Source organism: Tenacibaculum aquimarinum, from assembly GCF_022478115.1.
GTDB lineage: Bacteria > Bacteroidota > Bacteroidia > Flavobacteriales > Flavobacteriaceae > Polaribacter > Polaribacter aquimarinum_A.
Map to the genome: position 1 here is coordinate 315,613 of NZ_JAKGSC010000002.1, position 23,927 is coordinate 339,539.

A 23,927-nucleotide genomic window follows, 5' to 3' on the forward strand; every position below is an offset into this window, starting at 1 on the left:
ATTTTGTTTTGAAGTAAAAAATGAAAAAAACACTCTTCTGGAAGTTTTATATAGACGAATGGAAGTTTACTGATGTTAAATAAAATTTTGCTCATAGTTTAAAAGATTTATATTTACATTATTATACGTGAGTACATTCTTAATGAAAGAAAAATCTAATAAATACTTAATTACAGCAATACTGCTAGCAGTAATATTCCATGGGTCTACTATTTTCTACACGTTAGAAACTACATATGATGCATTAATACATTTATTTTTTGCTGATCATTATGCTAATAGTTGGTTTGAACCTTGGAATTACAAGTGGTATACAGGCTTTACAGTTCAAAGTTATCCTCCATTAGTGCATCAATCAATAGCAGCATTATCTTTAATAGGAGGTTTAAAATTTGGGTTATTTACTGTTGCTTTAATTGCTATTATACTCTTTGTTACAGGAGCTTACAGATATTCTTTATTAATAACATCTAACAGAACTGTTGCTGGTTATGCAGCTATACTAGCTGTTTTTTCTTCTTCTTTTGTTGAAACGTTACACATTTTTGGTCAATTACCAAGTATAATTGGTGTTTCCGTTTTAATGCATGCATTGCCAGAAATCTACTTATGGCTTAAAACAGGTAAGTATAAGTTCTTTTTTACTTCTCTTTCATTAATAGCAGTTACAGTTACATCGCATCATGTAACACCAATTTTTGGAATGGTATTTTTTATCTTTCCATTAATATTAACAGTAATAATGGATATTTCAAGAGAAAAGGTTAACTCTTATAAAGAAGTTACATTTTCTTTATTCTTTAGAACTTTTCTTAATCAATTAAAGAAAAATGCTGGTTTTAGTTTTTCTGCTTTATTATTAATTATATTTTGTATTTTTCCTTATTGGTTAAACTCAAAAAAAAATCCAATAACTCAAGTACCAATTCCACATGGATCTAGAGATAGTTTTATAGAAGTAACTTCTTCTGGCTTGGTTTTTTTTACAATTCCTTGGGGAATTTTATTATTTATTTTACCATATATTTTTTTTAGATATTATAGTAAACGATACCTGTTTTTTGGTTTATCATTTACTATGCTAGTCATTTTAGGAACTGGAGGAACAACTCCAATACCAAAAATGATTTTAGGTGATAATGCATTCAATATTCTTACATTAGATAGGTTTACATTATGGGCAACTATAATGTCTATTCCAATATTTGGAGAATTTGCTTATCGATTTGTAGAAGGAGATTTAAAAGTATTAATTCAAAAAAGATTTGGTGCTATTTATCATAGGTTATTAGGAGGAATGTTAGCTGGTTTATATGTAGCAATGATTATTTTTACTATGAGTTTAGGGTATTTTAGACCTTCTCAACCTCAAAAAATTAAAATGTTACCTATTGTTAATTTTTTAAGTCAAGATTCTCATGATCAATGGAGGTATTTAACATTAGGTTTTGGAGATCAAATGGCTTGGTTAGCAGCACAAACAAATGCATTAAGTGTAGATGGAAACTACCACTCCGCAAGACGTTTACCAGAATTAACAACAAGACCTATAGAACGTTTAGAAAACTCTAAATTTAAAGGAGTTGCAGGTATTGGTTCTCTACAACAATTTCTAACAACTCCAGAAAAGTATAATCTAAAGTATATTTTTTCTAATGATAAATTTTATGACCCTGTATTATTTTTTTGCGGATGGCAACGTTTATCTCAATTAGAAAATGGAATTATGGTTTGGGAAAAATTAAACGTCCCTCCTATTTCATCTATTCTCCCAAAAGAAGACGTTCCTACTTGGGTGAAAATAATCTGGGGAATCATTCCATTTTTAACACTGCTAATTGCATTTATACTTAATATCCAATCTTTATTTATTCATAGTCTAAAAACAAAAGTAAAAGCCGCACCCGATTACTTTAAATTTAAAGTTAACTATAATAAATTTCCTCGAATTGTATTAAAAACACTTCATATTTGGGCAGTAATCTTAATTATTACAATAAGTTATGCTTGTTATATGTTTTACATTAAAAATGATACTCAAAGATCTCCAGAAAATGTTGTTAAAGCTTATTATGATGCTTTAGATTTTAAAGAGCTTAATAAAAGTTTTACATACATAGACCCTAAAAGTGATGTTTCTCGGGATCAATATTTATTAGAAATATCCGTAACCGATGGATTACTAAGCTCTTACGCAAAACTAGATGCAATAACAGCAGAAGTTTTAAAACAAACTGATAGTTTAACCACATTAAAAGTAGAAACAAAGTGGATTACTCCTCTTGAAAAACTATCTAAAGTAGAATATCGAACAACTGTTAAAAGAGGTAGAAAATGGTATTTAAAACCAACCAGAAAATCTATAGATTTACCTCCAGATCAATTATACTCTAGAAATAGCACGTCTTATTTTAATCAAGGGAGAAGAAGAATTACAACAGAGCAAACACACCATGAAGATGTTTTAAAACAACCGGTTTTAGAAATTATTTCTGCTAAGTTGATAAAATTCAACAAACGCTACTCTATCATTGGTATTGTGCAAAATATAGACAATGTACCTTCTGATGTAGTTTTAAAAGGAACGCTTTACAATGATGATAATAAAGAACTGGCTACTTATAATGCAAAGCATATTTTAAAGCATAAATTAATGCCTAAAGAAATAAGTGCTTTTAGAATTAATTTTGAAGGTATTGCCTGGTCTAAAACGAAAGATTCTATACCAAAAACGTTTAATCCTGATGAATTTACTCCAGTAGAGCTAAATGAACAACCAACAAAATTTAATTTACAAGCAGCAGGAAACGTATCTAATTCTGATTTATATAAAGATATTGTTTTAAGCGAAATTAACTTTGGGCCAAACAATATTAGTGGTACTTTATTTAATAGTGGAATTCAAGAAATTACTGTTCCACAAATAATTATTACTTTTTATAATGAGAAAAAGGAAATGATTTGGGTAGATAATTTGTTTTTAAAAGAAGGTATAAGACAAGAAAGAAAACTACGTTTTAATTATTCAATTCCTGAAAATCCAAAAATAAAAACTGTAAGTGATGATATGAATTACTGTTTTGTAAATGGATTACCAAATAAAGATATTGCTGCTAAAATAATACCAAATAGAATACACAAGCACACTATAAATAATTTACAAAAAGTAGATCATTCTCTTTTTAGCTATATAAAAATTGAATTAAATATGTATATCGGAAATCCTAAATAATGAAGTTTAAACAAGGCCTTTTTCTTCTCTTTTTTCAATTAGTAATTGTTTCTTTCTTTGGTCAAGAAACAGCTACTAAGTCATCTTCTATTGTATTATTATCAACAAAAGCAGAATATATTGTTGATGAAGAAATTACACTTGAATTTAGCTCTGATAAAGATGTTCCTTTTCAATTATATTGTGCTAATAGCTATGGATCTACGATTATTGAACCTATAATTTCTAATCAAAATATCAAATTTAAAATACCAAGGTTTTTAACTAAAAAAAGAGGTGCGTTTTCCTGGAAAACAATTAATTCAGAAGCTAATATTTATGGTAATATTACAATTCTCCCTCAACAACAACCCGCCACTATAGAAACCTACTTAGGCCCACCAAGTATAGATGCGGGAGAATCTGATTATACTATGTTAGTTGTAATACCAACAGACAGTTTAGATAATCCAATTTTAGATAATAGTAAAGTTGATGTAAAGCACCAGTTTTTAAAATCAGAAAAAAAAGAGCCTATTTTAACTGATAAATTAATTGGTTTTAAAAACATTTATTCTCCTTTAAAAAGCGGTAGGATGATTATTTCATCTGAATCATATGGCTTAAATTCAAAGGAATTCGACATTAATGTTATGCCAGCAATTGCAACTAACTTTAAACTATTTGTAAAAAGAAATCATGAATACGCAGATGGTAATCAAATAACAACTTTTTTTACATCAGTAATAAGAGATAAAAATAAAAACATAATTAGTGATGGTAGTTATATTGAGTTTTATGTCACAAATAAAAAAGGGAATATTTTAAAAACTGTAGGGACTACTATTAATGGAGTTGCTCATGCTAAAATTATACATCCAGACTTTGAAGATAATTGGAAAGTAAAAGCTTTTTTTATAGGTATTTCTGAAAGTGACATTTTAGAAATAAATTATAAAAAAGTAATTGAAAACTATACAGTTCTTTTTAAAGATAATAATAGAAATATAAAAGTTGGTCCTTTAAAAAGCTTTATGAATCAGATAATTCCTGATGGATTATCAGTAAAACTATCTATTTATAAAGATAATAAGTTAATTAAAGATTTTTTTAAAGAATCCAATAAAGGTTTTGCTAATTTTTATTTAGATCCAAATATTTTTGAAAATGATTTGTATAAAATAATAATTGAAGCTGCAGAGATTAAAAAAGAATTTAAAAGTTTTAAATTATGGTAAAAACTAATAAACGAATTCTGAGAGGTGTTTTAATGCTCACTTATGTAGTAATAATTAGTATCCTTTTATTCTTAATTAGTGCTGTTTATACCTTTTTAAATACTGGTGCAGACAGAAGTAAAATGTTACATACAGAAGTGAAAAAAGTTCAACAATATTTACCTAAAGTAACTTGGAAAGATGATGGTAATGCTGGAAGAAAAATAAGTTTACAAAAAATAAATGCAGTAGAAAATGACTATTTAGATGCTTGGTATGTAAAACAAATTGCTTACAAAACCAATACACGAGTTGGAATAGAAGATTATTTTACAGAAAGTGCTCGAGAAAATATTTATAATATTTTAGATTTTAATAAACTTAACAAAATTTCAATAGAATCCACTACCCTACAGCACAATTTAGATATTGAGTTTTTTAGTGAAGATGGTCAGTTAATTGTCTTAAAAGACACAAATGCATTAGAATTTAAAAAAGTATTTAAAGATGATAAATTAATTTTACAAACTACAGAGGTTTCAACTTATAGATATGTTTTATTACTTGAAGACGGTTTTTGGCGCATAAGGCATGCTGTAAAAGAGTCTTCAGAAAAATTTAAAAATGAATTAACAAAAACCTCAATTGCTTATTTAGATATAAAAGGTATAAACTATTATCCACAAGCAACTCCTTGGAATATGTATGGAGATGAATTTGATATTAATATTATTGATAAAGATTTTAAAATAATTAAAGAATCTGGCTTAAATTCTATAAGAATATTTGTGCCTTATGAAGATTTTGGTAAGGCTAATGTAAAGTTGGATAAATTAGAAAAACTAAAAAAACTTTTAGATACTGCAGAAAAAGAAAATTTAAAAGTAGTAGTTACATTATTTGATTTTTATGGGAATTATGATATTTTAGATTGGACTTTAAACCATAGACATGCAGAAAAAATTGTAGAAAAGTTTAAAGATCATGAAGCTATTTTAGCTTGGGATGTTAAAAACGAACCGAATTTAGATTTTGATTCTAGAGGAAAAGAAAACGTAACAGCTTGGTTAGATTTTATGATTAATTTAATTAAATCAATTGATACAAAACATCCTGTTACCATTGGTTGGTCTAACACAAAAAGTGCTACTATTTTAAAAGATAAAGTAGATGTTGTTTCTTTTCATTATTACGAAGATTTAGAAAATTTTGAAAGTGAATATTTAGCTTTAAAAGATACTATAAAAGACAAACCAATCATTTTACAAGAATTCGGAGTTTCTTCTTATGGAGGTTTGTGGAGACCTTTTGCGAGTTCTAATGAAGAGCAAGCAAATTATTATAAAGAAATACAAAAAGTCCTGACAAAGAATTCAATTCCTTTTATGTCATGGACTTTATATGATTTTGATAAAATACCAAAAGAAGTCTTAGGGAGACTTCCTTGGCGAACAAATCCTCAGAAAAAATTTGGATTTATTACTAGTGATGGAATTAAAAAACCTTCATATAAACATATTTCTAAATAACTGTAGCTTTTGAAAAATTATTTTGTTTTGCACTTATCATTTCAAATTCTTCTAAATACATATTTGTAATCCTTTCCATTGGAAATGCTGTAGCTGCTTTATAATTTGCATCTCCAAGCTGAACTCTATATGTATTATTAGTAACTATTGCCTCAATTGCATCTGCTAAACTTGAAGTGCTTTCTGGCTCAAAAAATTCACCTCTATATCCTTCATCCTCAATTAATGTTGCTAAATCTCCTAAATTAGGCATTACAACTGCTTTTCCATAACTTCCTGCTTGGTGCAAAACTCCAGAACTACCAGTTGTTGATGTATAAGGAAATACTACTACTGCACTTTCATTAAACAATGTTTCTACCTGATTTTCTTCTACATAACCTGTAAAAGTTATTTGAGATACGTATTTATATCTTTCTTTTACACTTTCTAAATAACCAGGTACATTTGGGTTATCAGTTCCTGCAATTACAATCTCTAAATCTAAACCAGAAGATTTTCTTACCTTCTCTACAGCTTCTATCATCGATTCTACTTTTTTATAAGTTCCAAATTTTCCAAATGTCATTACTTTTAATGGGCCTTTTGGTAATTGATGTGATGGTTTTTCAGGTATTTCAAACGTTCCATGAGGAATCATTTTTACATTATCTACCTTATATTTTTCTTGTAGAGTAGTCACATATTTATCCATAGTAACCGCAACTAAATCAGCCTTTAAAATCAATTTAGTTAAACTAGTTCCTATAAAATTATATACTTTTTGAGCAATTTTATTTGACGTAAATCCTGCACTTTCTAAATCTACTTGTTCTAAAATATTATGTAATAACACAATTGTAGGAATTTGTTTTATTTTACAAATTAGAGGCAAAGTTAAACCTAAAGCTGCGGCAACTTTCTTATCTCCAAACTTCATGAATTGTAAGTTGAATAAAACTGCATCCGGTTTTGTTTTATTGATTGCTCTTGTAACATTAATAATGTTTGCATAACTATTAAACTTCCAACATTCTTTAACTGTAATTTTACATCCGTTTTCTGTAAAATTAATGTCTTTTCCTTCTGGAGTATGGTCTGTTAATAAAACTAATTCAGTTACTTTTTCACTTTGTCTAAAGCTTTTTACTAAATGATATGCATATTCATTTAAAGTTACTTTACTTGGTGGATATGCTGTTACAATTGCTAATTTCATGATGTTTTGTTTTTTAATTACACTACAAATTTCGGACTATATAAATATTTAAATTGCTAGTTGAGGTTGAAATACAATTAAGTGTAGATTAATGGTATAAAGGTTTAGATATGCTTTTTAGTTCTTTCTTTTAAATTAGATAAAATGAAAAATATTAACTGTACTAATAGTAAAATAATCATTGCTATAATTTGCACGTTTACAACTTGTTCTAAAGATGAATGGAAAAAAACAACCAAAAGTATTTGAAGCATTCCAAAAATACCTGACAAGATTACTGGGACATATTTTTCTAGAGATAAATAGTAATATGCAAATATATTTGAGATGGCAAAAATACCAGTTGCTAAAGCGTATTTCCATAATAATGGTGTAATTTCTAAATAACCTTCTCCAAATAATATATTTATTATTTGATCTGGAAAAAGATAACAGACTACAACAATAGTTATTGCTATTACACCAATATAACCAACATATTTTAATAAGATTGGTAATGTAGGCTTTCCTTCCTTTTTAAGTTGAACAACAGCTGGTAATAATAACATTACAAACATCCAAGCAACAAAGTAAACTACTCTTCCAATTAATGCTAAAGATGCATATAAACCAGCTTCATAAGATTCAAAATAGTGCTTTACTAATAAAATATCGCTATTATTAATTATGATTTGTGTTAGCTCATAAAATGCTGTAATTATAAAAAAATTACGTACCATTTTTGTTTGTGCCTTTTCTAATTTAATATTGTTAGAAAATGATATTTTTTTAATTTTAAACGGAATTAAACCAAACATAAAAGAACATAAAATACCAGCTGCAATTAATAATGAAGATTCTATTTGTAGGAAATATAATAATCCAAATGTGATGATTAATCTACTTACCATTTCTAATTGGTATGTCACAGATAGTGAGGTGAGTTCTTTTTTACCTTGAAAAACTCCCCTATTTACACTCATTAAAAAATAAAATGGAATTCCTATTCCAAAAATTACAAACATTGATGATGTTGATGTTTTAAAAAAGGTTTGCAGTTCAGATGAAAACAAGACAACACTTATCCCCAATAAAACACCAACAATTGCAGCATTTTTGTACGTATTAGAAATAAAGGTTTTAAAAATAGTGTCTTCAAAAATTACAGAAAATTTTGCTGTAACTAATTGAAAGGTCATTGCTACAAAAGAAAGTACCAATAAAAAAGTAATCATAATAGCGGCATCAGCAAACTTCTCTGGACCTAAAAACCTACCTAAAACTAAATTATATAAATAGTTACCTGCATTTACTAACAAGCCACTAATCATAAAGATTTGTTCTGGAGTAATTTTATTTTTTAAAGGAATTGAAATTGCCATGATTATTTATTTTTATTTACTAAGTTTAAATTAAGCTACATTAAATTGATTAAAATCATCATAAATTTCTTTACATCCATACCCAACTATAGAAAACATTTTATTTTCTAAAAGCGCTTTATTGTTTAAACTTCTCATAATTTCTAATCCACTTTTATCAATTTCAATTACATTGTCAATATTCATTATCACCTTATTATTTTGAGATAAATTATAATGAAAATATGATTTAAAAGAATTTAAAGTTGACGTGTTAATTTTTCCGTTTACGAAGAATGTTCCGTTTTGTTCTGATATTTTTAATGACATAAGTATATTTTTATTTGTTATTATTACTGCAAATATCAGATACATGTCTTAAAAAAAGATCAATTGTCGATGAAATGCAATTTCATTAAGGTCAATGAATGATTACTATTGTCTAACTTATAATTAAGGAAAAACAATCTTATTTAGTTGAATGATTAAAACCTATTGCATAACTTGCATTTAATAAAAAATATAAAATGAAATTTAAATTTTTAGTAATTATAGCCTTTCTTTTTTTTAGTTTTAATGCTTTTACACAAGACATGAAAGAAGGATTTAGTTATTTAGAAACTGGTAAAAATCAAAAAGCAGAAGTTTTTTTTAGAAATATATTAAAAGATTACCCTAGCAATAAAACTGCTAGACTTTGTTATGGAAGAGCAGTAGGTTTAAATGGAAATGCTTCAAAAGCAGTAACTCTTTTTACAGACCTTTTAAAAGATTTTCCTTCAGATTTTGAAGTAAAATTAAATTATGCAGAATCATTACTTTGGAGTAAAAAATTTCCAGAAGCAAAAGTATATTATCAAACACTTCTAAAGGAAAATAATAAAAATTTTGCAGGTTTATTAGGCTATGCTAATACTTTATCTAATTTAAAAGAATATAAATATGCTTTAATTTACGTTAATAAAGCATTAGATGTTTTACCAGGAAACCCAAATGCATTAACTTCTAAAAAATACATGTATTTAGGGTATGCTTACCAAAAACAGCAAGCACAAGACTATGTAGCTGCAGAGGCTTTGTTAAAAGAAAACCTAACGCTTTTTAATAATGATAAAGAGACACTTTTAAATCTAGCAAACTTGTATTTAATTTCAAATCAATTTAATAAAGCAAAAGACACGTATAATATATTAGCAAAAAATCCTGAAAATAAATTATCAGCATTGAATGGCTTAGCATTAGTTTCGCATTTAAATGGAAAAGAAAAAGATGCCTTAAAAATTAGCAAACTAGCTTTTGATAGCCTATCAGATTCAAATAAAGCATTAATACAACAAACAACTGAACGTTACATACAAGCATTAATTTGGAATAAAAAATACAAAGCTGCCCAAATATTAATTAAAGATTTAATTGCTACAAAACCAAATGAAAACTGGATTTTAGCTTTACGAGCAACTTTAAACACTTATAAAGGCGATTTTAAAAAGAGCCTTAAAGATTACAACAATATTTTAGAAAACGACAGCTTATCTTTTGATGGTAATCTAGGAAAAGCTAATGCACAAAAAGCTTCTAGTTTATATGTTGATGCTTATGATAGCGCCCAAAAGACCTTATCCATTTTTAAAAATCAAAAAGATGCCATTAATTTTATAAACATCCTAGACAAACAGTTTATACCTTTTGTTGAAAGTAAAACTGCTTATAGTTTTGATAACGGAAATAATGAAGCTATTACTTCTTTAGTAAATGTAACCATACCACTTTCTACAAAATTACAAGTAAATGGAGTATATAGTTATCGAGACTCTAAAAACACATTAACTTTAAATGAAGCAAAAGCAAATAATGTATTAATAGGTATCTCTTATTTATTACACCCAAAAATAAACATGAGAACACATGTTGGTATTACAGATATTAAAGCAAAAACTACAAATTACACACAGTTTTTAACAGATTTTGTGTTTAATTTAAAACCATTTAAACTACAAACTTTAGATCTTGGTTTTAAAAAACAATGGCAAGACTTTAATGCCGATTTAGTAAGTAGAGCAATTGAACAGAACACATTATATGCTAATTACAACGTTAATACTAATTTTAAATTAGGTTGGTTTACTCAATACAATTACACATGGCAAAACGATAATAACCAAAGCCACTTACTATTTACCTCTTTATATTATAACCTATTAAGTAAACCTGTACTTAAAGCTGGTTTAAATTACCAATACATAACGTTTAAAGATCAAGTACCAACCATATACTTTAGTCCAGAAAAATTTAATGTTTATGAAGTATTTTTAGAACTGGTAAAAAACCAAAAAGGTAAATGGTTTTACAATCTAAATGTAGCTACCGGTTTACAGTTTATAGAAGATCAACCACAACAAAGCACTTATCGTTTTCAAGGTAAACTAGGTTACAATTTCTCTAATAGATTTTCAGTAAATTTATATGGATTACATAGTAATATTGCTTCTGCAACTGCTGCTGGTTTTACTTTTACTGAAGCTGGATTAAGATTAAAGTGGGATTTGTTTAAGAAGCCTATTTTTAGAAAGTAATATTAGCTCAATTTACCCTTTAACTTATTCATCATATTACTTATTATTTTATAAGGATTAGATAGTTTAAATTTTGTTACAGTTTATAAATTTAATTGACACCGGACAATCTTAGAAATTTTATCTATCCAAAATAACATTGTATTTATACCTATTTTAAAAAGCAAAGGCAAAAGATTTAACTTTTGCCTTATAATCCCTAAAAGGGATTTCGGGGACTAATATAGTTTTTTAACTTTTATGATGTTTTAATTAATTATTAGTTTAATTGTTTTATAATTTTGAGTTCCTACTATTTTAAAAAAATACAACCCTGAATTCAAATTATTGTTTATAAAAGTTATTTTATTTAAACCTATTTTTGTCATATGATTATTTATTTCTATTAATCTACCTAACTGATCATAAACTATAAATTTTATTTTTTCTGATGTGTTAGATGTAAATTCTATATTTGTAGAACTTGACATTGGGTTTGGTGTTGCTTTAATACTATTTAACTCTTTTTCAAAAGTATTTACATTTAAAGCTTCACTATTCGAAAATCTTAAGTCATATAAATTCATTTCTTTTGTTTCAATTTGTCCATTTTCAGCTTCCATTGTAAATACAATTGTTACAATATCATCTAATATTAAATCTGTTCCAATAGTAGAGGTAAAACTTGAAAATGGAATTGAAAAATCTTGAAAATTATCTGTTAATATAATTGTAGTTTTAAATTGTTCTTCCCAATTACTTATACTTTTTTTAACAAAAGTAATTTCAAGTTTTCCAGTACCTTTTGCTTGTAATTTTAAGTTATTATAGTCTATTAAATTTACTGGTTTAAATCTTGGTGTAAGGGCTCTGTAAGCAGCAAAATAGGTGTCTGTTGTTGCTTGTAATTTCACATTTCTTTCAATAGGAAAGTCTCCATAATCAAAAGTATAATCATTTTGTGAAACCATATACTCGTTAACTGTTGTATTAGTTTGTGAATCATCAACACCCCAAGGTCCATCAGACATAAATAAATCGTCTGGTATGTTTACCCCATCACCAATTCTAAAACCAACATCAAACAAATGCCCTGTTGGTACTGTTATATCTGTAATATAATTTTGGTTTAAACTAATATTAGACGAAGAGTAGTTAAAATCGCTAGTTTCGGTTACTCTATATCCAGAATCGTAAGTAACATCATTAGTAGCATTTGTATTTATAATTTGTAAATCTAAAGCTCCATTAATATATTTTCCTTTTCTAACAAAAACAGTTGGAGGAGCAGATAATTGATAACTAGATATTGTTTTCTCAGTGTTTAATAAGTATAATACTTCCTGTGCTAAACTATATAAATCGTCTATAGAATCTGACCAGATTTGAAAATTGTAAAAAGTTTCATTCTCTTGGTATAAATCTAAGTTCCAGTGACTTTCTATTGCAAAATTAGTGTCGTTATTTTCTGCTTTGGCCGATAGGCTTAAAACATATTCAAAAGAACCATCTGCATTTTTAATAATTGCTTTTATAAAAGGTTGATCGTTAATTTCTATTGTAGATACTGTTATTAATTCTGCTCCTAATAATCTATCACATATGTATTTAGTGTGTTCATATACTCCGTTTTCTGTTTTTATTGCTAAAACAGAAGCAATAGAAGCATCATTTCTCATGTAATCTACAGAGTACACTTCTGTAGCATTTGTAATATTAACTAAATCTGAAGGTGTAGAGTCTACTACGTAATCTTCATTAATTGTTGTTAAAGGCACAAAGTCTTGTAATTGAAAGCCTGTTGTAGAATTTCTTTGGGTCTGTTGTGTTTCTTTTGTTACTCGTTTTGCTGTTAACTGATTGAATTTATAACTTTTTTTAGCACGATTAAAATTACGCTTATTAATTGCTTCAGATAATCTACCATTACTTTCTAAACCACCATCCTTAGCTGTAGAAGGAGCTGTAACTACTGCGCAATTTCCAAAACCAGAGCATGAAGGGTCTTCACAATCTATTAAACCATCTCCATCGTCATCGATACCGTTATCACAAATCTCTTGCGCAACAGGTGCTGTTGGACAACGTGCTCCATCGTTACTAGCACTAGATGGACCAAAAGCAAATAAATTAGAATCTATTGTTGATGTTGGACTTAAATCTTGTACACTTTGAATAACATAAATAGTTCCTGTTTGATTTGCTGATACATAAAAACGTCCATCTGCATCAAAATAAACCGCACCATAGGTGTAGTTAAGTCCAGATAAAACAGGTACTTCCCCTAGAGTTTCTACAACACTTGTTGTTGGGTTAATACGATACAAAATATTACTATTTTTTGCTACAGCATATAAATTTCCGTCTACTGCATTAAAAGCCCAATCGTGAATACTAATATTTTGAGATAGTGTTTCAGAAGATAAGTATTGTAAATAGGTTGGTGAGTCAGGGTTTAAGTCTACTTTGTAATAAGCTGTTCCTCCTGCTTTAAAATAATAAATACCATCTGGGCTAATATCTCCGACATATTTATTACCAGTAGTTAATTCTGGAAGTGTAAAAGTTGTTGTTTGAAAATTTTTACCAATTCTTACAATAGATTTAGATGGAGCACTTAAATAACCCCAAATATAACCATCTGTAGGATTATAAGCAGTAGCATTTATATTTCCTGATGTAATATCTGAAGCTGCTAGGTAAGAATTACCAGATGCTAAATCAACTGCATAAACATCATTATATTGAAATAAATATGCACTATAATCACAATTAAAAGGTGTTGTCTGAGCGTAATTTGTAAAAGTAATAACTAATAAAGTAAATCTTAAAATAAGAGATTTAAAAGTAATTTTTTTCATGATATCTAAATTTTTATATCACAAAAATATACACTAAATGAAGCTTATGTACTTTTTTTCGTTCTCCTCAAATTAACTATAGACGAAATGTACATTTTGTATCGATGAAAATTATAATAAATCTAATCTTTTCATTAATTCTGGCCTTTTTGATCTACTTACAGGTATAACATCTCTTTTTATTAAAACACTATTATCTTCAATATCAATAATTTTTTTTACATTAATAATGTAAGAACGGTGTACTTTAAGGAATAATGAATCTGGTAATTTTTCTTCTATTTTTTTTAAAGTAGAATGTACAGTATAATCTTTATCTTCAGTTTTTATTTTTATATAATCTCCTTTAGCTTCAATTAAATAGATGCTAGGTAAATCAATTTTAATTAAGCGTCTATCAATATTTACATAAAAATCATTATCTATTTCTTTAGAAGTGGAAGTATTTGAAGAAGCATTGGTCTTAGAAACTTCTTTTTTTTCTGCTTTATCTATTGCTTTTTTAAAACGAGGTAATTCTATTGGTTTTAATAAGTAGTCAACTATAAAGTCATATTCAAAAGCTTCAATAGCAAATTTTGGATCTGAAGTTGTTAATATAATCTTTGGTGGATTTTTTAGACTTCTAATAAAGTCTAAACCATTAAAATCAGGCATATGAATGTCAAGAAAAATAAGATCTATCTCATTCTCATTCAAAAACTTAATAGCTTGTATTGCATTCGAAAACTCATCAACAATACTTAAAGAACTAATTTCGTTGCATAGAGTTTTAATAATAACTCTTGCCATTTTTTCATCATCAACAATAATACAATTCATAAAACTTATATAGTGTCTATATAGTCTGAAATTGCTTTTAAAATTTTATCAAAATCTTCCTTCCCTTTTAAATTTAGTTCTCTAAGATTATGCTCAAACTTATTGGCTATTTCATAACTTTTTTCAAGTCCCAAAATACTAATTTTATGTTTAATTTTATGAACATTTTCTTCAATTTTTTTGTACTCCTTATTTTCTAGCCTATTATAGTAGTCTTTTTTCTCTTCTGGAAACTCAGTTTTTATTACATCTATTAATTCATTTTTAATAGATTGATCTCCTCTTGCTAACTGATTTATATATTCTAAATTAGGTTTTTCCATCTTACTTTTTTATGCTAAAATAAAAAGTTGAACCTTCATTTAATGTAGATTGTAAATAAATTTCACCTTTATATAATTCAACTATTTTTTTTACAATAGATAATCCAATTCCAGAAGATTGATAATTATCTTCTAACTTTTGAAATGCTACAAATATTTTATCGAAATATTTTTTCTCAATCCCTTTACCATTATCCTTTATATAGAACTTCCAATAGTTACTTTCTTCTGTAAATCCTATTTCAATACTAATCTGTTTTTTATCATTAAACTTAATAGCGTTGTTTATTAAATGAGAGAATAGTTGTTCTAACCTATAGTTATCTCCTTTAATTATTGGTAGTTTATTAGGAATTATAAAAGAAACATTTTCTGTTTGATCTAAGTTATTTATAATATTATTTACTAGGATGTTTAAACTTACATCATATAACTCTTTTTCAATTTTATCAATTGTAGAATATTGTAAAATCCCTTTTACAAGTGTATCCATTTTTTCTACATTATCTCTAATAAGCTCCAAAGTTTCTTTTCCAGAAGCATCTAAAACCTCAGAATAATCATCTATAACCCATGTTGTTAAAGCATCTATGCTTTGGAGAGGTGATTTTAAATCGTGAGAAACCATATGAGCATAATCATTTAATTCTTGATTTTGGCGTTCTAAACTTTCTACTAATTTATCTTTCTGTTTATTTATTTTTATGATTTCTTTGGTTTGGTTATCAATAAAATCAACTAATTTTAATGAATCTGAACTCTCTAATAATTGGTCTTCTTCTAGGTCATAAAATTTTAAAGTGTCTATTAGGTTTTTAAGTTTATCTATTATTTTTTTTTGTGAATCGGACTCTTCCTTTAATTTTTGATTGGCAGTAAAAAGTTCTTCAGAACTAATGGTTGTTGCTCTTTGCAACATTGTAAATTGCTCTTCGGAAGTAGTATAAGATCTATTTATAGCATCTAAAAAATTATCCAATTTACTATTAGATTGAAATTCTTTTGGCAGAAATTTTCTTATTTGTCTTTTTAATAAAGAATTCATTATTCGCTTATTAATGTAACTGTCATTGTTTGATTATGTAATTGGCAGTTATTTTGTCCTATAAACGGTGCTATTTCTCCATAAGAATATAGCCCAGTAATTGTAGTTGAACTCCCTACTACTTCCATAACTTCTTCTACCTCCTCTTCTACTCTTTGATCTAAAACTAATTTTCTACCAATACAGCTTACCAAAATGGCCAATTCTGCTTTATTTTTTCTAGTTTCAGATGCGTTAATAGCTGCTTTTTCTGCAGCATTTACAATATTATCTACATTAGTCATCATTAATTGTACTTTAGAATTTTCTAAAATATCACCTGCTAAAATCATTGAATTTTCTTCTTCATCAATATTTAAAATAGTTCTAACAATAGAATTATTATCTTCTACAGACTTTACATTTAAAGGGTATAAAAGTGCTGCTCCGGGTAATTCTTTTGCTTTATCACCTAAATACTTTTTATATAAATCTAATGCAGGTATATTGTCTAACTCATATAAAATATTTCCTTTAGATTTTGTTACTGTTCTTTCTGGCCCAAAAGGAGTCCAACCTCCATTAATAGAAAATGAAATCTCTAAAGAATCTCCGTATAAACCAATTGCAACAATCTCTCCTGCTTTTGGGTTTTCATTATAAGAAGAAATAGTTTTCTCAAATCTTGCAGCATCACCACATAAAGCTCCTGTAATTAAAAGATTATCATGGGTCGCTGCATTCATCCCTTTAGTTAGTTGACTTCCATTTATAAAACTTCCTTCAGAAAGTACAAAAACGTGTTTTAAACCCTCTTGAGGTAATTCATTTATTAAATTTTCACCCACTTTAAAACTATCAATTTCAATACTAGATTTACCCTCAAGTACATTTGTTGTTTTGATAATGAATTTACTTTTTTCAAATTCTATTGCAGTTATTGTAATACTATCATCATTGACAGATTGTGTAGAAATATCTCCTGATGCAGAACCAAAAACAATATGACCATCTTTAAAAAGATTTTTGATATCATTATAAATAGTATCACTTTCTAACATATATCTATTTCCAAAAACTAAAACTAAAGGTTCTTTTAAATCTATTTTTTCTGATAAATATTCCCAATCAGTATTAATATTTTTTCTTAATTGTACAGTTTTCATTTTATTTTATTTTTATTGTAAAGAAAAATGTTGTCCCTTTATTAGGCTCACTTTCTAACCAAATATTACCATCATATAACTCAATTATTTTTTTAACAATTGATAGACCTATTCCTGTAGAGTCTTCTCTTTTATTTAAAGAGTGAAAGACTTTAAAAATTTTATCATGGTATTTTTTCTCTATTCCAATACCATTATCTTTAATAGAAAATTGGTGATATTCTTGATTTTCTTTGTAATCTATTTCTATAATACCAATTTCTTTATCACAAAACTTAATAGCATTGCTTAAAAAATTTTGAAATACTTGCTGAAACTTTGTTGAATCACCTTTTAAAGTAGGTAACTTATTTAATTTATTTACAGAAATATGTTTAGGAATGAATAAAAACTCTTTTAAATCATCAACTATTTTATTTAAATCTACTTCAGTTTCATTTCCAATATTTGCACCGGCACTAGAGTACTCTAATACATTAGAGATTAGGGTTTCCATGGTTTCTATAGTAGTTTCTATAAGATCAAAATTCTGAATAGTTAATTCATCAAAATTATCTTTATTATCAGACTTTATCCATGAAATTAAGGCATCGATATTTCTTAAAGGAGATTTTAAATCGTGAGAAACAATATGTGCATATTCATACAACTCTTCATTTCTTTTTTCTAACTCTTTTAGTATTTTTTCTTTTTGTTCTTCTAAAGACTTAATAAAAGTTATATCTCTAATTATTCCTTGAGCTGCAATTGGTTTGTTTTCTTTATCATAAACAATAGTTGCATTTATTAGCAACCATTTTACATCTCCTTTTTTGGTATAAATTCTTGCTGTGTAATTATTAAAAGCACCCTCTTCATAAAGTTTTTTAAAGGCTTCTCTAGTATATTCTATATCATCTTTATAAACTATCTCAGCAACATTAAACCTTTCTTTTTCGATATCATAGCCAAAAAAATCTATAGCAACATCATTCATCCTTAATACATTACCCCACAAATCCATTACTAGATAAGCATCATTAATGTTTTCGAAAATTCCTTTTAATGTTGATGATTTCTCATCTAAAAGATCATTTAATTTTAAATTGGAAGTTTTTAATTCTTGAGATATAGCATATAATTCTCTTGACTTGTCTTCAAGAATTTTCTCTGCAGATTTTCTTGCAGCTTTTTCACGTTTAAGAGCACGTTGTAATATTGCTATTTGATCTTGGCTCATTAATTCTTATTAACAATAAACCTAACTTCTGTACCGTCTTCTTTTATTTTTTCTAAAACAATAGATGCTTTTGAATTAAAATGCTCAAAAGTTTTATTCATTAAACCTAAACCAAAATGATGCATCGCTCTACTAGATTTATAAACCATTATTATAGAGTTTTCTGTTTTTTCTTCTATTACAAAAGTAGGTAACTCAGCATCTGGATATATTTTTTGTACTTCTACATGAATATGATTTTCTATCGAAGCTAACATCTCTATTGGATCTTTATATGTAGCTAAAAGACCTGGATAACTTGATTCAATTACTGAGAAAAAATGCTCTGCGTAAACTAAAAGTAAATTATCTGTAGAAATACCTGTATTAGTACTTAAATTAGTTACTAATTGTAGCATTTCAGAAAAACTATATGTACCAATTGCTGTGTAAATACCTTCTGACTCTAATTCTGATTGTAAAATGATCTTATCTACCATTTCTAATCCAAATTTATCTTCTACTAGGTCTAAAAACTCAGTAAATACAATACCTTTCATATTTAATATTTTTTTAATTCATTAATACTCCAATAAGATAAAACATTTTCTATTTTTTTAACATAATCATCATACTTTAAAGGTTTTAAAATATAACCTGAAACGCCTATTTCAAAGCATTTTTCTAAGTCTTTCTGATTATCTGAAGTTGTTAAAATAACTGTTGGAATATGCTTTAAATCATCATCTTTTTTTAATATAGTTAGAAATTCAATACCACTTATTTTTGGCATGTTTAAATCTAATAAAATTAAATCAGGAAATTTACTTTTATCTTCTAAAATTTTTAAAGCTTCTTCTCCGTTTTTAGCCTCATGTATTGTATGATCTAATTTTAATAATGAAATTGTTCTTTTCATTTTCATTATTTCAATTAAATTATCTTCAATTAATAAGATGTTTATTTTTTTTTCCAAAATGTCTATAATTATTATACTTAGGTATAAAAGTAGTTTATTTTTTAAATAATAATAATTTACACTAGTTTAATTACATCTTTTCTATAGATGAAATGCAATTAAGTGTAGACGAATGGAATTTAATAAAATACACTAAAACATAAAACAACAGCTTCAATAAGCTATATTAATAAGATCTGTTTTAAAATTTTCTATAGTTTTTAATAATTCTATTTTTTCAGTAAAGCTTATGAACCAAGTTGTTCAAGTTTCTTCATAACCTCCTCAGCCTCAAAAACTTTTTGATCACTTAACTTTCTATTTTTAGTAGATAAATTATGACTTTCTTTTAATAATTTAGAATACTGTGCTTGCAGTTTTTCTTTTTCTGATTTCTTTTTGAATAATCCGAACATTGTTTTTTATTTATATTTATTAACTTTAGAAATAAAGTTCTAAAAACGTTTTAAAAATACAAATAATTGTTTAGTTTTTACTCGTCTTTTTTTAAACAAATAAAGAAAAGGTAAATTTAAAATATGAAAAGGAACATACACAAAATACTATACTTCTATTTATATTTGCAGCTGATTATAAAATATGAGTTTTAAATTATTAGCTTCACCTTTACAAGGTTTCACAGATTTTCGCTTTAGAAATGCACAAAATAAATACTTTGGTGGAATTGATACTTTTTATGCTCCGTATATTCGCTTAAACGGAAAATTAAAAATTAAATCTAGTTATCAGCGAGATTTAGAACTTGAAAATAATACTACTTTAGAAGTTATTCCGCAGATAATTAGTAATGATGCTGAAGAATTTCTGTTTGTAACCAAATACATTCAAGAATTAGGTTATAAAGAATTAAACTGGAATTTAGGTTGTCCATATCCAATGGTTACTAAATCTGGTATGGGTTCTGGATTAATTTGTAATCCGACTAAAATTGATGAAATTCTACATCGTGTTCACAACGAAACAGATGTTATTGTTTCCATGAAAATGCGAATGGGTTATGAAAATAGCGAAGAAATTCTGCATTCTTTTCCTATTTTGGACAAATATCCGCTTAAAAACATTGCAATTCATGCAAGAATTGGTAAACAATTGTACAAAGGTGGCGTAGATTTAGATGCTTTTCAGAAATGTATAGAAAACACAAAGCATCTACTCTATTATAATGGCGATATTACGTCTGTTAAAAGCTTTAAAAAGATGCAAGAACGCTTCCCCTCTATCAATAATTTTATGATTGGTCGTGGTTTAATTGCAGATCCATTTTTACCAAGCATGATTAAAGCGAATACAACAGAATATCCTGCAGATCGTTGGGATATTTTTGAAGCTTTTCATGATGAAATTTATCAACAATATGACGAAGCTTTATCAGGTCCAACACCTATAAAAATGAAGATGTTAGGCTTTTGGGAATACTTTTCTAAAACCTTTAACAATCCGCAAAAAACCTATAAAAAGATTAAAAAAGCAACAAATCCGTTTAAGTACAGAAATGCTGTTAAAGATATACTAAATGACGAAAGAAAGCTGAATAATTAGCCTACTTTTGCAGGATGCAAAAACAAAACAAAAAGCAATTAGAATTTATAGCATTAATGGCTTCATTAATGTCTTTAGTTGCCTTATCTATAGACGCTTTATTACCTGCTTTAAGTGAAATAGGAAAAGCAGTTGGCGTTACCCAATCTAATGATAATCAGTTATTAATTACCATGATTTTTTTGGGATTAGGTTTTGGGCAGTTAATTTCTGGACCAATTTCAGACAGTTTGGGAAGAAAACCCGTAATTTATTTCGGATTTATAGTATTTGTAATTGCAAGTATTATTTGTGTTTATGCAGATAGTTTAGAAATGATGATTTTTGGTAGAATACTACAAGGAATTGGACTTTCTGCACCAAGAACTATAAGTATTGCAATGGTTCGCGATAGTTTCTCTGGAGATTATATGGCACGTATAATGTCTTTTGTTGTTGTTATTTTCATTTTAGTTCCCATAGTTGCACCAGCAATTGGTAAAATATTTTTAGACAATTTTGGTTGGCAATCTATCTTTTACAGTCAATTATTATTTGGAGTTTTAGTAATGTTTTGGTTGTGGAAAAGGCAGCCAGAAACCTTAAAACCAGCACACAAAAAGCCTTTTAAAGTCAGCTTGTTTGTAGATGGAACTAAAGAATTTCTAAAACATAAATCGGCTATTATTTTTACCATAATTTCAGGATTTATTACAGGTTCTTTTATGGTGTATTTATCAGCTTCTCAAAAGATTTTTGAAGAGCAATATTCGTTAAAGGAAGAATTTCCATTTATTTTTGCAGGCCTAGCTTTTGGTGTAGGTTTAGCAACATTTTTTAACGGAACATTTGTAGTAAAATACGGAATGTTTAAACTCGTTTCTGTTTTTATGGTTTGCTTTGTGGCTATATCATTAACATACGTACTATTATTTTTTGGAGAAGAAAATCCAAGTGCCACTATTCTACTCACATTCTTTGCGTTACAGTTTTTCTCTCTTGGTTTTTTATTCGGAAATATTAGATCATTGGCTATGCAACCAATTGGGCATATTGCAGGTGTTGGATCTGCAATAAACGGTTTTGTTTCAACAATAATGGCGGTTCCAATTGCAACATTAATTGGTGCATATGTTACTACCACTTCACTCCCACTTTTTGTAGGATTTTTTGTGTGTGGAACTATTTCCTTAATTTTACTGCAGTTAGTAAAAAAACAATATGCAAAATCTTAAATATCTTTTTTTCTTCGGATGCTTATCTTTTTTCTTTGCGTGTAATCCAAAGAAAGAAAAAAAAGTACCGGTTACTAAGACCTTTAACGAATACACTATTTCTGGTGTAAACTATACAGATTCTGACAGTATTTATCTATTAGGCAGTAATTTAGACATAATTATTAAGTCGAAAATCAGCAATAAAAACATCTTATTAAAAGGTAAAATTAATGCTCCTTCTGTTGCTTTTTTAAAATTGAATAAAGAAGAAGATGTACATAAAATTATTCTTGAAAATGAATCATATAACGTGCTTTTCTCTAAAAATAACGCTACAGTTTTAGGCGGAAAATTACATCAAAAATATGCTGATTATCAGAATACTATGCATCAAACTGCAATTTCAAAATCTAAATATGTTGATGACAGTTATATAAACGAAAATTACCTTAACTTCATTCAAGAAAACAGTACAAATCTATTAGGTTTACATCTTATTCAGCAGAAAAAATTATCATCAAAAACCATTGGCGATATTCAACAAAGAATAGAAAACTCCACAAACACTGAATTAAAAACCTATTTAGCGGAGCTAAAAAACACGACAGTTATTGCTGAAGCTGCTGCAAAAATTGAAAACAGACCTATTGCAAAAGGTTTTTCTGGCACAAATTTAATTGGAAGAGTTACTACACTTGCACAAGTAAAACGTGGTAAAAAAGCAGTATTAATCGATTTTTGGGCAAGTTGGTGTGGACCATGTCGAGTACTTTCACCAAGAATTAAAAAATTATATGACACGTATAAAAATCAAGGTTTCGATATTGTAACCGTTTCTCAAGATCGTTCTATAAATGCCTGGGAAAATGGTGTTTATGAAGACGGAATGGAAAATTGGAATCATGTGTATGATGATGATAATGATATTGCCAAAATGTATGGAGTGCGTGGAATTCCACACATGGTTTTGTTAGATGATAAAGGAAGAATTATCCAAAACAAAATTCCGATTGGAAAATTAGAAGCAGAATTAGAAAAAATATTTAAGTAATTGGATTTAGAAATTATTTTTGAAGATGAATATATCATCTGTGTTAACAAACCTAACAATGTTTTAGTACATCATGCGCGTCATTCTAGAAATGTTGCAGATGAAGAATCTTTATTGCAATTGTTAGACGCACAAGTTGGCGGTAAGTTCTACCCTATTCACAGATTGGATAGAAAAACTTCAGGAATTATTCTTTTAGCAAAAGAAACTAAATATGTTTCTAAGTTTCAAGAGTTGTTTACTGATAATCTGATTGATAAAACCTACTTCGGAATTGTACGTGGACATGCTCCTGAAACTAAAATCATCGATTCTCCTGTAAAAGGACGTGACGGAAAAGTACACAAAGAAGCAGAAACACATTTAACAACTATTGAAAAAATAGTGTTAGACATTCCCGTTAAACCATACGATTCTTCTCGTTATAGTTTAGTTGAATTAAAACCAAAAACGGGTAGAATGCACCAATTACGTGTACATGCAAATAAAATATCGCACCCATTAATAGGCGATCCTAAATATGGCGATAAAAATCACAATGTAATGTTCGAAGAAAATTTTAGCTGTAAAAACATGTTTTTGCATGCTGGAACTTTAGAATTTAAACACCCGTTTTTAGAAGAAAAATTATTTCTAAAAGCTACATTTTCAAAAGATTGGATAACATTATTTAAAGTCTTTAATTGGACTTCTCCATTAAAGTAATTTTCATTTATAGTAT

The 23,927-nt window shown here is 27.5% G+C and carries 20 protein-coding genes; 8 read left to right on the forward strand and 12 right to left on the reverse strand.

The features are described 5' to 3' along the window. Positions 1 to 142: 142 nt before the first annotated feature. From L1S33_RS07380 to L1S33_RS07390, 3 genes are read left to right on the forward strand one after another with little or no spacing between them, the layout of a single operon-like run. Positions 143 to 3,232: a hypothetical protein gene (locus L1S33_RS07380; RefSeq protein WP_240561970.1), complete on the forward strand. Its 3,090-nt coding sequence runs from the start codon at positions 143 to 145 to the stop codon at positions 3,230 to 3,232. Beyond that, positions 3,232 to 4,449 carry a hypothetical protein gene (locus L1S33_RS07385; RefSeq protein ID WP_240561857.1) on the forward strand — a complete coding sequence of 406 codons (1,218 nt, stop codon included), beginning with the start codon at positions 3,232 to 3,234 and terminating at the stop codon, positions 4,447 to 4,449. The genes L1S33_RS07380 and L1S33_RS07385 overlap by 1 nt, the downstream gene beginning before the upstream one ends. Next, a complete protein-coding gene (locus L1S33_RS07390) occupies positions 4,443 to 5,957 on the forward strand; it encodes a glycoside hydrolase family 2 TIM barrel-domain containing protein (protein ID WP_240561858.1) in 1,515 nt (504 codons plus the stop codon). Before L1S33_RS07385 ends, L1S33_RS07390 begins: the two co-directional genes overlap by 7 nt. On the opposite strand, the gene L1S33_RS07395 is transcribed toward L1S33_RS07390, so the two are convergent. The 3 genes from L1S33_RS07395 to L1S33_RS07405 form a co-directional block, all read right to left on the reverse strand. After that, on the reverse strand, positions 5,950 to 7,155 hold the full coding sequence (locus tag L1S33_RS07395) for a glycosyltransferase (RefSeq protein ID WP_240561859.1): 1,206 nt from the start codon (positions 7,153 to 7,155) through the stop codon (positions 5,950 to 5,952). The genes L1S33_RS07390 and L1S33_RS07395 overlap by 8 nt on opposite strands. 104 nt (positions 7,156 to 7,259) lie before the next feature. Continuing rightward, entirely contained in the window at positions 7,260 to 8,516 is a 1,257-nt protein-coding gene (locus tag L1S33_RS07400) for an oligosaccharide flippase family protein (protein WP_240561860.1), read from the reverse strand. 30 nt (positions 8,517 to 8,546) lie between these two features. Further along, on the reverse strand, positions 8,547 to 8,825 hold the full coding sequence (locus L1S33_RS07405; RefSeq protein ID WP_240561861.1) for a hypothetical protein: 279 nt from the start codon (positions 8,823 to 8,825) through the stop codon (positions 8,547 to 8,549). Between the two features lie 197 nt (positions 8,826 to 9,022). Here L1S33_RS07405 and L1S33_RS07410 point away from each other — a divergent pair, with 197 nt between their 5' ends. Then, a complete protein-coding gene (locus L1S33_RS07410; RefSeq protein ID WP_240561862.1) occupies positions 9,023 to 11,068 on the forward strand; it encodes a tetratricopeptide repeat protein in 2,046 nt (681 codons plus the stop codon). A 248-nt stretch (positions 11,069 to 11,316) separates the two neighbouring features. Here the strand turns inward: L1S33_RS07410 and L1S33_RS07415 are convergent, their stop codons facing one another. The 9 genes from L1S33_RS07415 to L1S33_RS07455 form a co-directional block, all read right to left on the reverse strand. Next, entirely contained in the window at positions 11,317 to 13,908 is a 2,592-nt protein-coding gene (locus L1S33_RS07415) for a DUF6923 family protein (RefSeq protein ID WP_240561863.1), read from the reverse strand. A gap of 111 nt (positions 13,909 to 14,019) precedes the next feature. Then, a complete protein-coding gene (locus L1S33_RS07420) occupies positions 14,020 to 14,730 on the reverse strand; it encodes a LytR/AlgR family response regulator transcription factor (protein WP_240561864.1) in 711 nt (236 codons plus the stop codon). A gap of 5 nt (positions 14,731 to 14,735) precedes the next feature. Further along, complete coding sequence (locus L1S33_RS07425; RefSeq protein WP_240561865.1) at positions 14,736 to 15,053, reverse strand: Hpt domain-containing protein; 318 nt, start codon at positions 15,051 to 15,053, stop codon at positions 14,736 to 14,738. A gap of 1 nt (position 15,054) precedes the next feature. After that, positions 15,055 to 16,098, reverse strand: a complete 1,044-nt coding sequence (locus tag L1S33_RS07430; RefSeq protein WP_240561866.1) for a sensor histidine kinase — start codon at positions 16,096 to 16,098, stop codon at positions 15,055 to 15,057. Next, positions 16,098 to 17,243, reverse strand: a complete 1,146-nt coding sequence (locus tag L1S33_RS07435) for an FIST signal transduction protein (RefSeq protein WP_240561867.1) — start codon at positions 17,241 to 17,243, stop codon at positions 16,098 to 16,100. The genes L1S33_RS07430 and L1S33_RS07435 overlap by 1 nt, the downstream gene beginning before the upstream one ends. Position 17,244: 1 nt before the next feature. Next, complete coding sequence (locus L1S33_RS07440) at positions 17,245 to 18,462, reverse strand: sensor histidine kinase (RefSeq protein ID WP_240561868.1); 1,218 nt, start codon at positions 18,460 to 18,462, stop codon at positions 17,245 to 17,247. Further along, on the reverse strand, positions 18,462 to 19,001 hold the full coding sequence (locus tag L1S33_RS07445) for a heme NO-binding domain-containing protein (RefSeq protein WP_240552352.1): 540 nt from the start codon (positions 18,999 to 19,001) through the stop codon (positions 18,462 to 18,464). The genes L1S33_RS07440 and L1S33_RS07445 overlap by 1 nt, the downstream gene beginning before the upstream one ends. A gap of 2 nt (positions 19,002 to 19,003) precedes the next feature. Then, complete coding sequence (locus L1S33_RS07450) at positions 19,004 to 19,420, reverse strand: response regulator (protein ID WP_394801764.1); 417 nt, start codon at positions 19,418 to 19,420, stop codon at positions 19,004 to 19,006. A 227-nt stretch (positions 19,421 to 19,647) separates the two neighbouring features. Beyond that, positions 19,648 to 19,815 (reverse strand): Lacal_2735 family protein, encoded by a 168-nt coding sequence (locus tag L1S33_RS07455; RefSeq protein ID WP_240561870.1) that lies wholly within the window; start codon positions 19,813 to 19,815, stop codon positions 19,648 to 19,650. Between the two features lie 184 nt (positions 19,816 to 19,999). Between L1S33_RS07455 and L1S33_RS07460 the strand changes: the two genes are divergently transcribed. From L1S33_RS07460 to L1S33_RS07475, 4 genes are read left to right on the forward strand one after another with little or no spacing between them, the layout of a single operon-like run. Next, on the forward strand, positions 20,000 to 20,959 hold the full coding sequence (locus L1S33_RS07460) for a tRNA dihydrouridine synthase (protein WP_240552355.1): 960 nt from the start codon (positions 20,000 to 20,002) through the stop codon (positions 20,957 to 20,959). A gap of 14 nt (positions 20,960 to 20,973) precedes the next feature. Beyond that, positions 20,974 to 22,173, forward strand: a complete 1,200-nt coding sequence (locus L1S33_RS07465; protein ID WP_240561871.1) for a multidrug effflux MFS transporter — start codon at positions 20,974 to 20,976, stop codon at positions 22,171 to 22,173. Next, positions 22,160 to 23,206 carry a TlpA disulfide reductase family protein gene (locus tag L1S33_RS07470; RefSeq protein ID WP_240561872.1) on the forward strand — a complete coding sequence of 349 codons (1,047 nt, stop codon included), beginning with the start codon at positions 22,160 to 22,162 and terminating at the stop codon, positions 23,204 to 23,206. The genes L1S33_RS07465 and L1S33_RS07470 overlap by 14 nt, the downstream gene beginning before the upstream one ends. After that, positions 23,207 to 23,911: a pseudouridine synthase gene (locus L1S33_RS07475; protein ID WP_240552359.1), complete on the forward strand. Its 705-nt coding sequence runs from the start codon at positions 23,207 to 23,209 to the stop codon at positions 23,909 to 23,911. It begins immediately after the preceding gene. Positions 23,912 to 23,927 lie beyond the last annotated feature (16 nt).

Coding starts and splice junctions, on each gene's coding strand:
- L1S33_RS07405 (WP_240561861.1), bottom strand. CDS start 8,825: ATGTCATTAAAAATATCAGAACAAAACGGAACATTCTTCGTAAACGGA.
- L1S33_RS07455 (WP_240561870.1), bottom strand. CDS start 19,815: ATGTTCGGATTATTCAAAAAGAAATCAGAAAAAGAAAAACTGCAAGCA.
- L1S33_RS07395 (WP_240561859.1), bottom strand. CDS start 7,155: ATGAAATTAGCAATTGTAACAGCATATCCACCAAGTAAAGTAACTTTA.
- L1S33_RS07380 (WP_240561970.1), top strand. CDS start 143: ATGAAAGAAAAATCTAATAAATACTTAATTACAGCAATACTGCTAGCA.
- L1S33_RS07440 (WP_240561868.1), bottom strand. CDS start 18,462: ATGAGCCAAGATCAAATAGCAATATTACAACGTGCTCTTAAACGTGAA.
- L1S33_RS07425 (WP_240561865.1), bottom strand. CDS start 15,053: ATGGAAAAACCTAATTTAGAATATATAAATCAGTTAGCAAGAGGAGAT.
- L1S33_RS07410 (WP_240561862.1), top strand. CDS start 9,023: ATGAAATTTAAATTTTTAGTAATTATAGCCTTTCTTTTTTTTAGTTTT.
- L1S33_RS07470 (WP_240561872.1), top strand. CDS start 22,160: ATGCAAAATCTTAAATATCTTTTTTTCTTCGGATGCTTATCTTTTTTC.
- L1S33_RS07445 (WP_240552352.1), bottom strand. CDS start 19,001: ATGAAAGGTATTGTATTTACTGAGTTTTTAGACCTAGTAGAAGATAAA.
- L1S33_RS07460 (WP_240552355.1), top strand. CDS start 20,000: ATGAGTTTTAAATTATTAGCTTCACCTTTACAAGGTTTCACAGATTTT.
- L1S33_RS07415 (WP_240561863.1), bottom strand. CDS start 13,908: ATGAAAAAAATTACTTTTAAATCTCTTATTTTAAGATTTACTTTATTA.
- L1S33_RS07465 (WP_240561871.1), top strand. CDS start 20,974: ATGCAAAAACAAAACAAAAAGCAATTAGAATTTATAGCATTAATGGCT.
- L1S33_RS07390 (WP_240561858.1), top strand. CDS start 4,443: ATGGTAAAAACTAATAAACGAATTCTGAGAGGTGTTTTAATGCTCACT.
- L1S33_RS07385 (WP_240561857.1), top strand. CDS start 3,232: ATGAAGTTTAAACAAGGCCTTTTTCTTCTCTTTTTTCAATTAGTAATT.
- L1S33_RS07435 (WP_240561867.1), bottom strand. CDS start 17,243: ATGAAAACTGTACAATTAAGAAAAAATATTAATACTGATTGGGAATAT.
- L1S33_RS07430 (WP_240561866.1), bottom strand. CDS start 16,098: ATGAATTCTTTATTAAAAAGACAAATAAGAAAATTTCTGCCAAAAGAA.
- L1S33_RS07400 (WP_240561860.1), bottom strand. CDS start 8,516: ATGGCAATTTCAATTCCTTTAAAAAATAAAATTACTCCAGAACAAATC.
- L1S33_RS07420 (WP_240561864.1), bottom strand. CDS start 14,730: ATGAATTGTATTATTGTTGATGATGAAAAAATGGCAAGAGTTATTATT.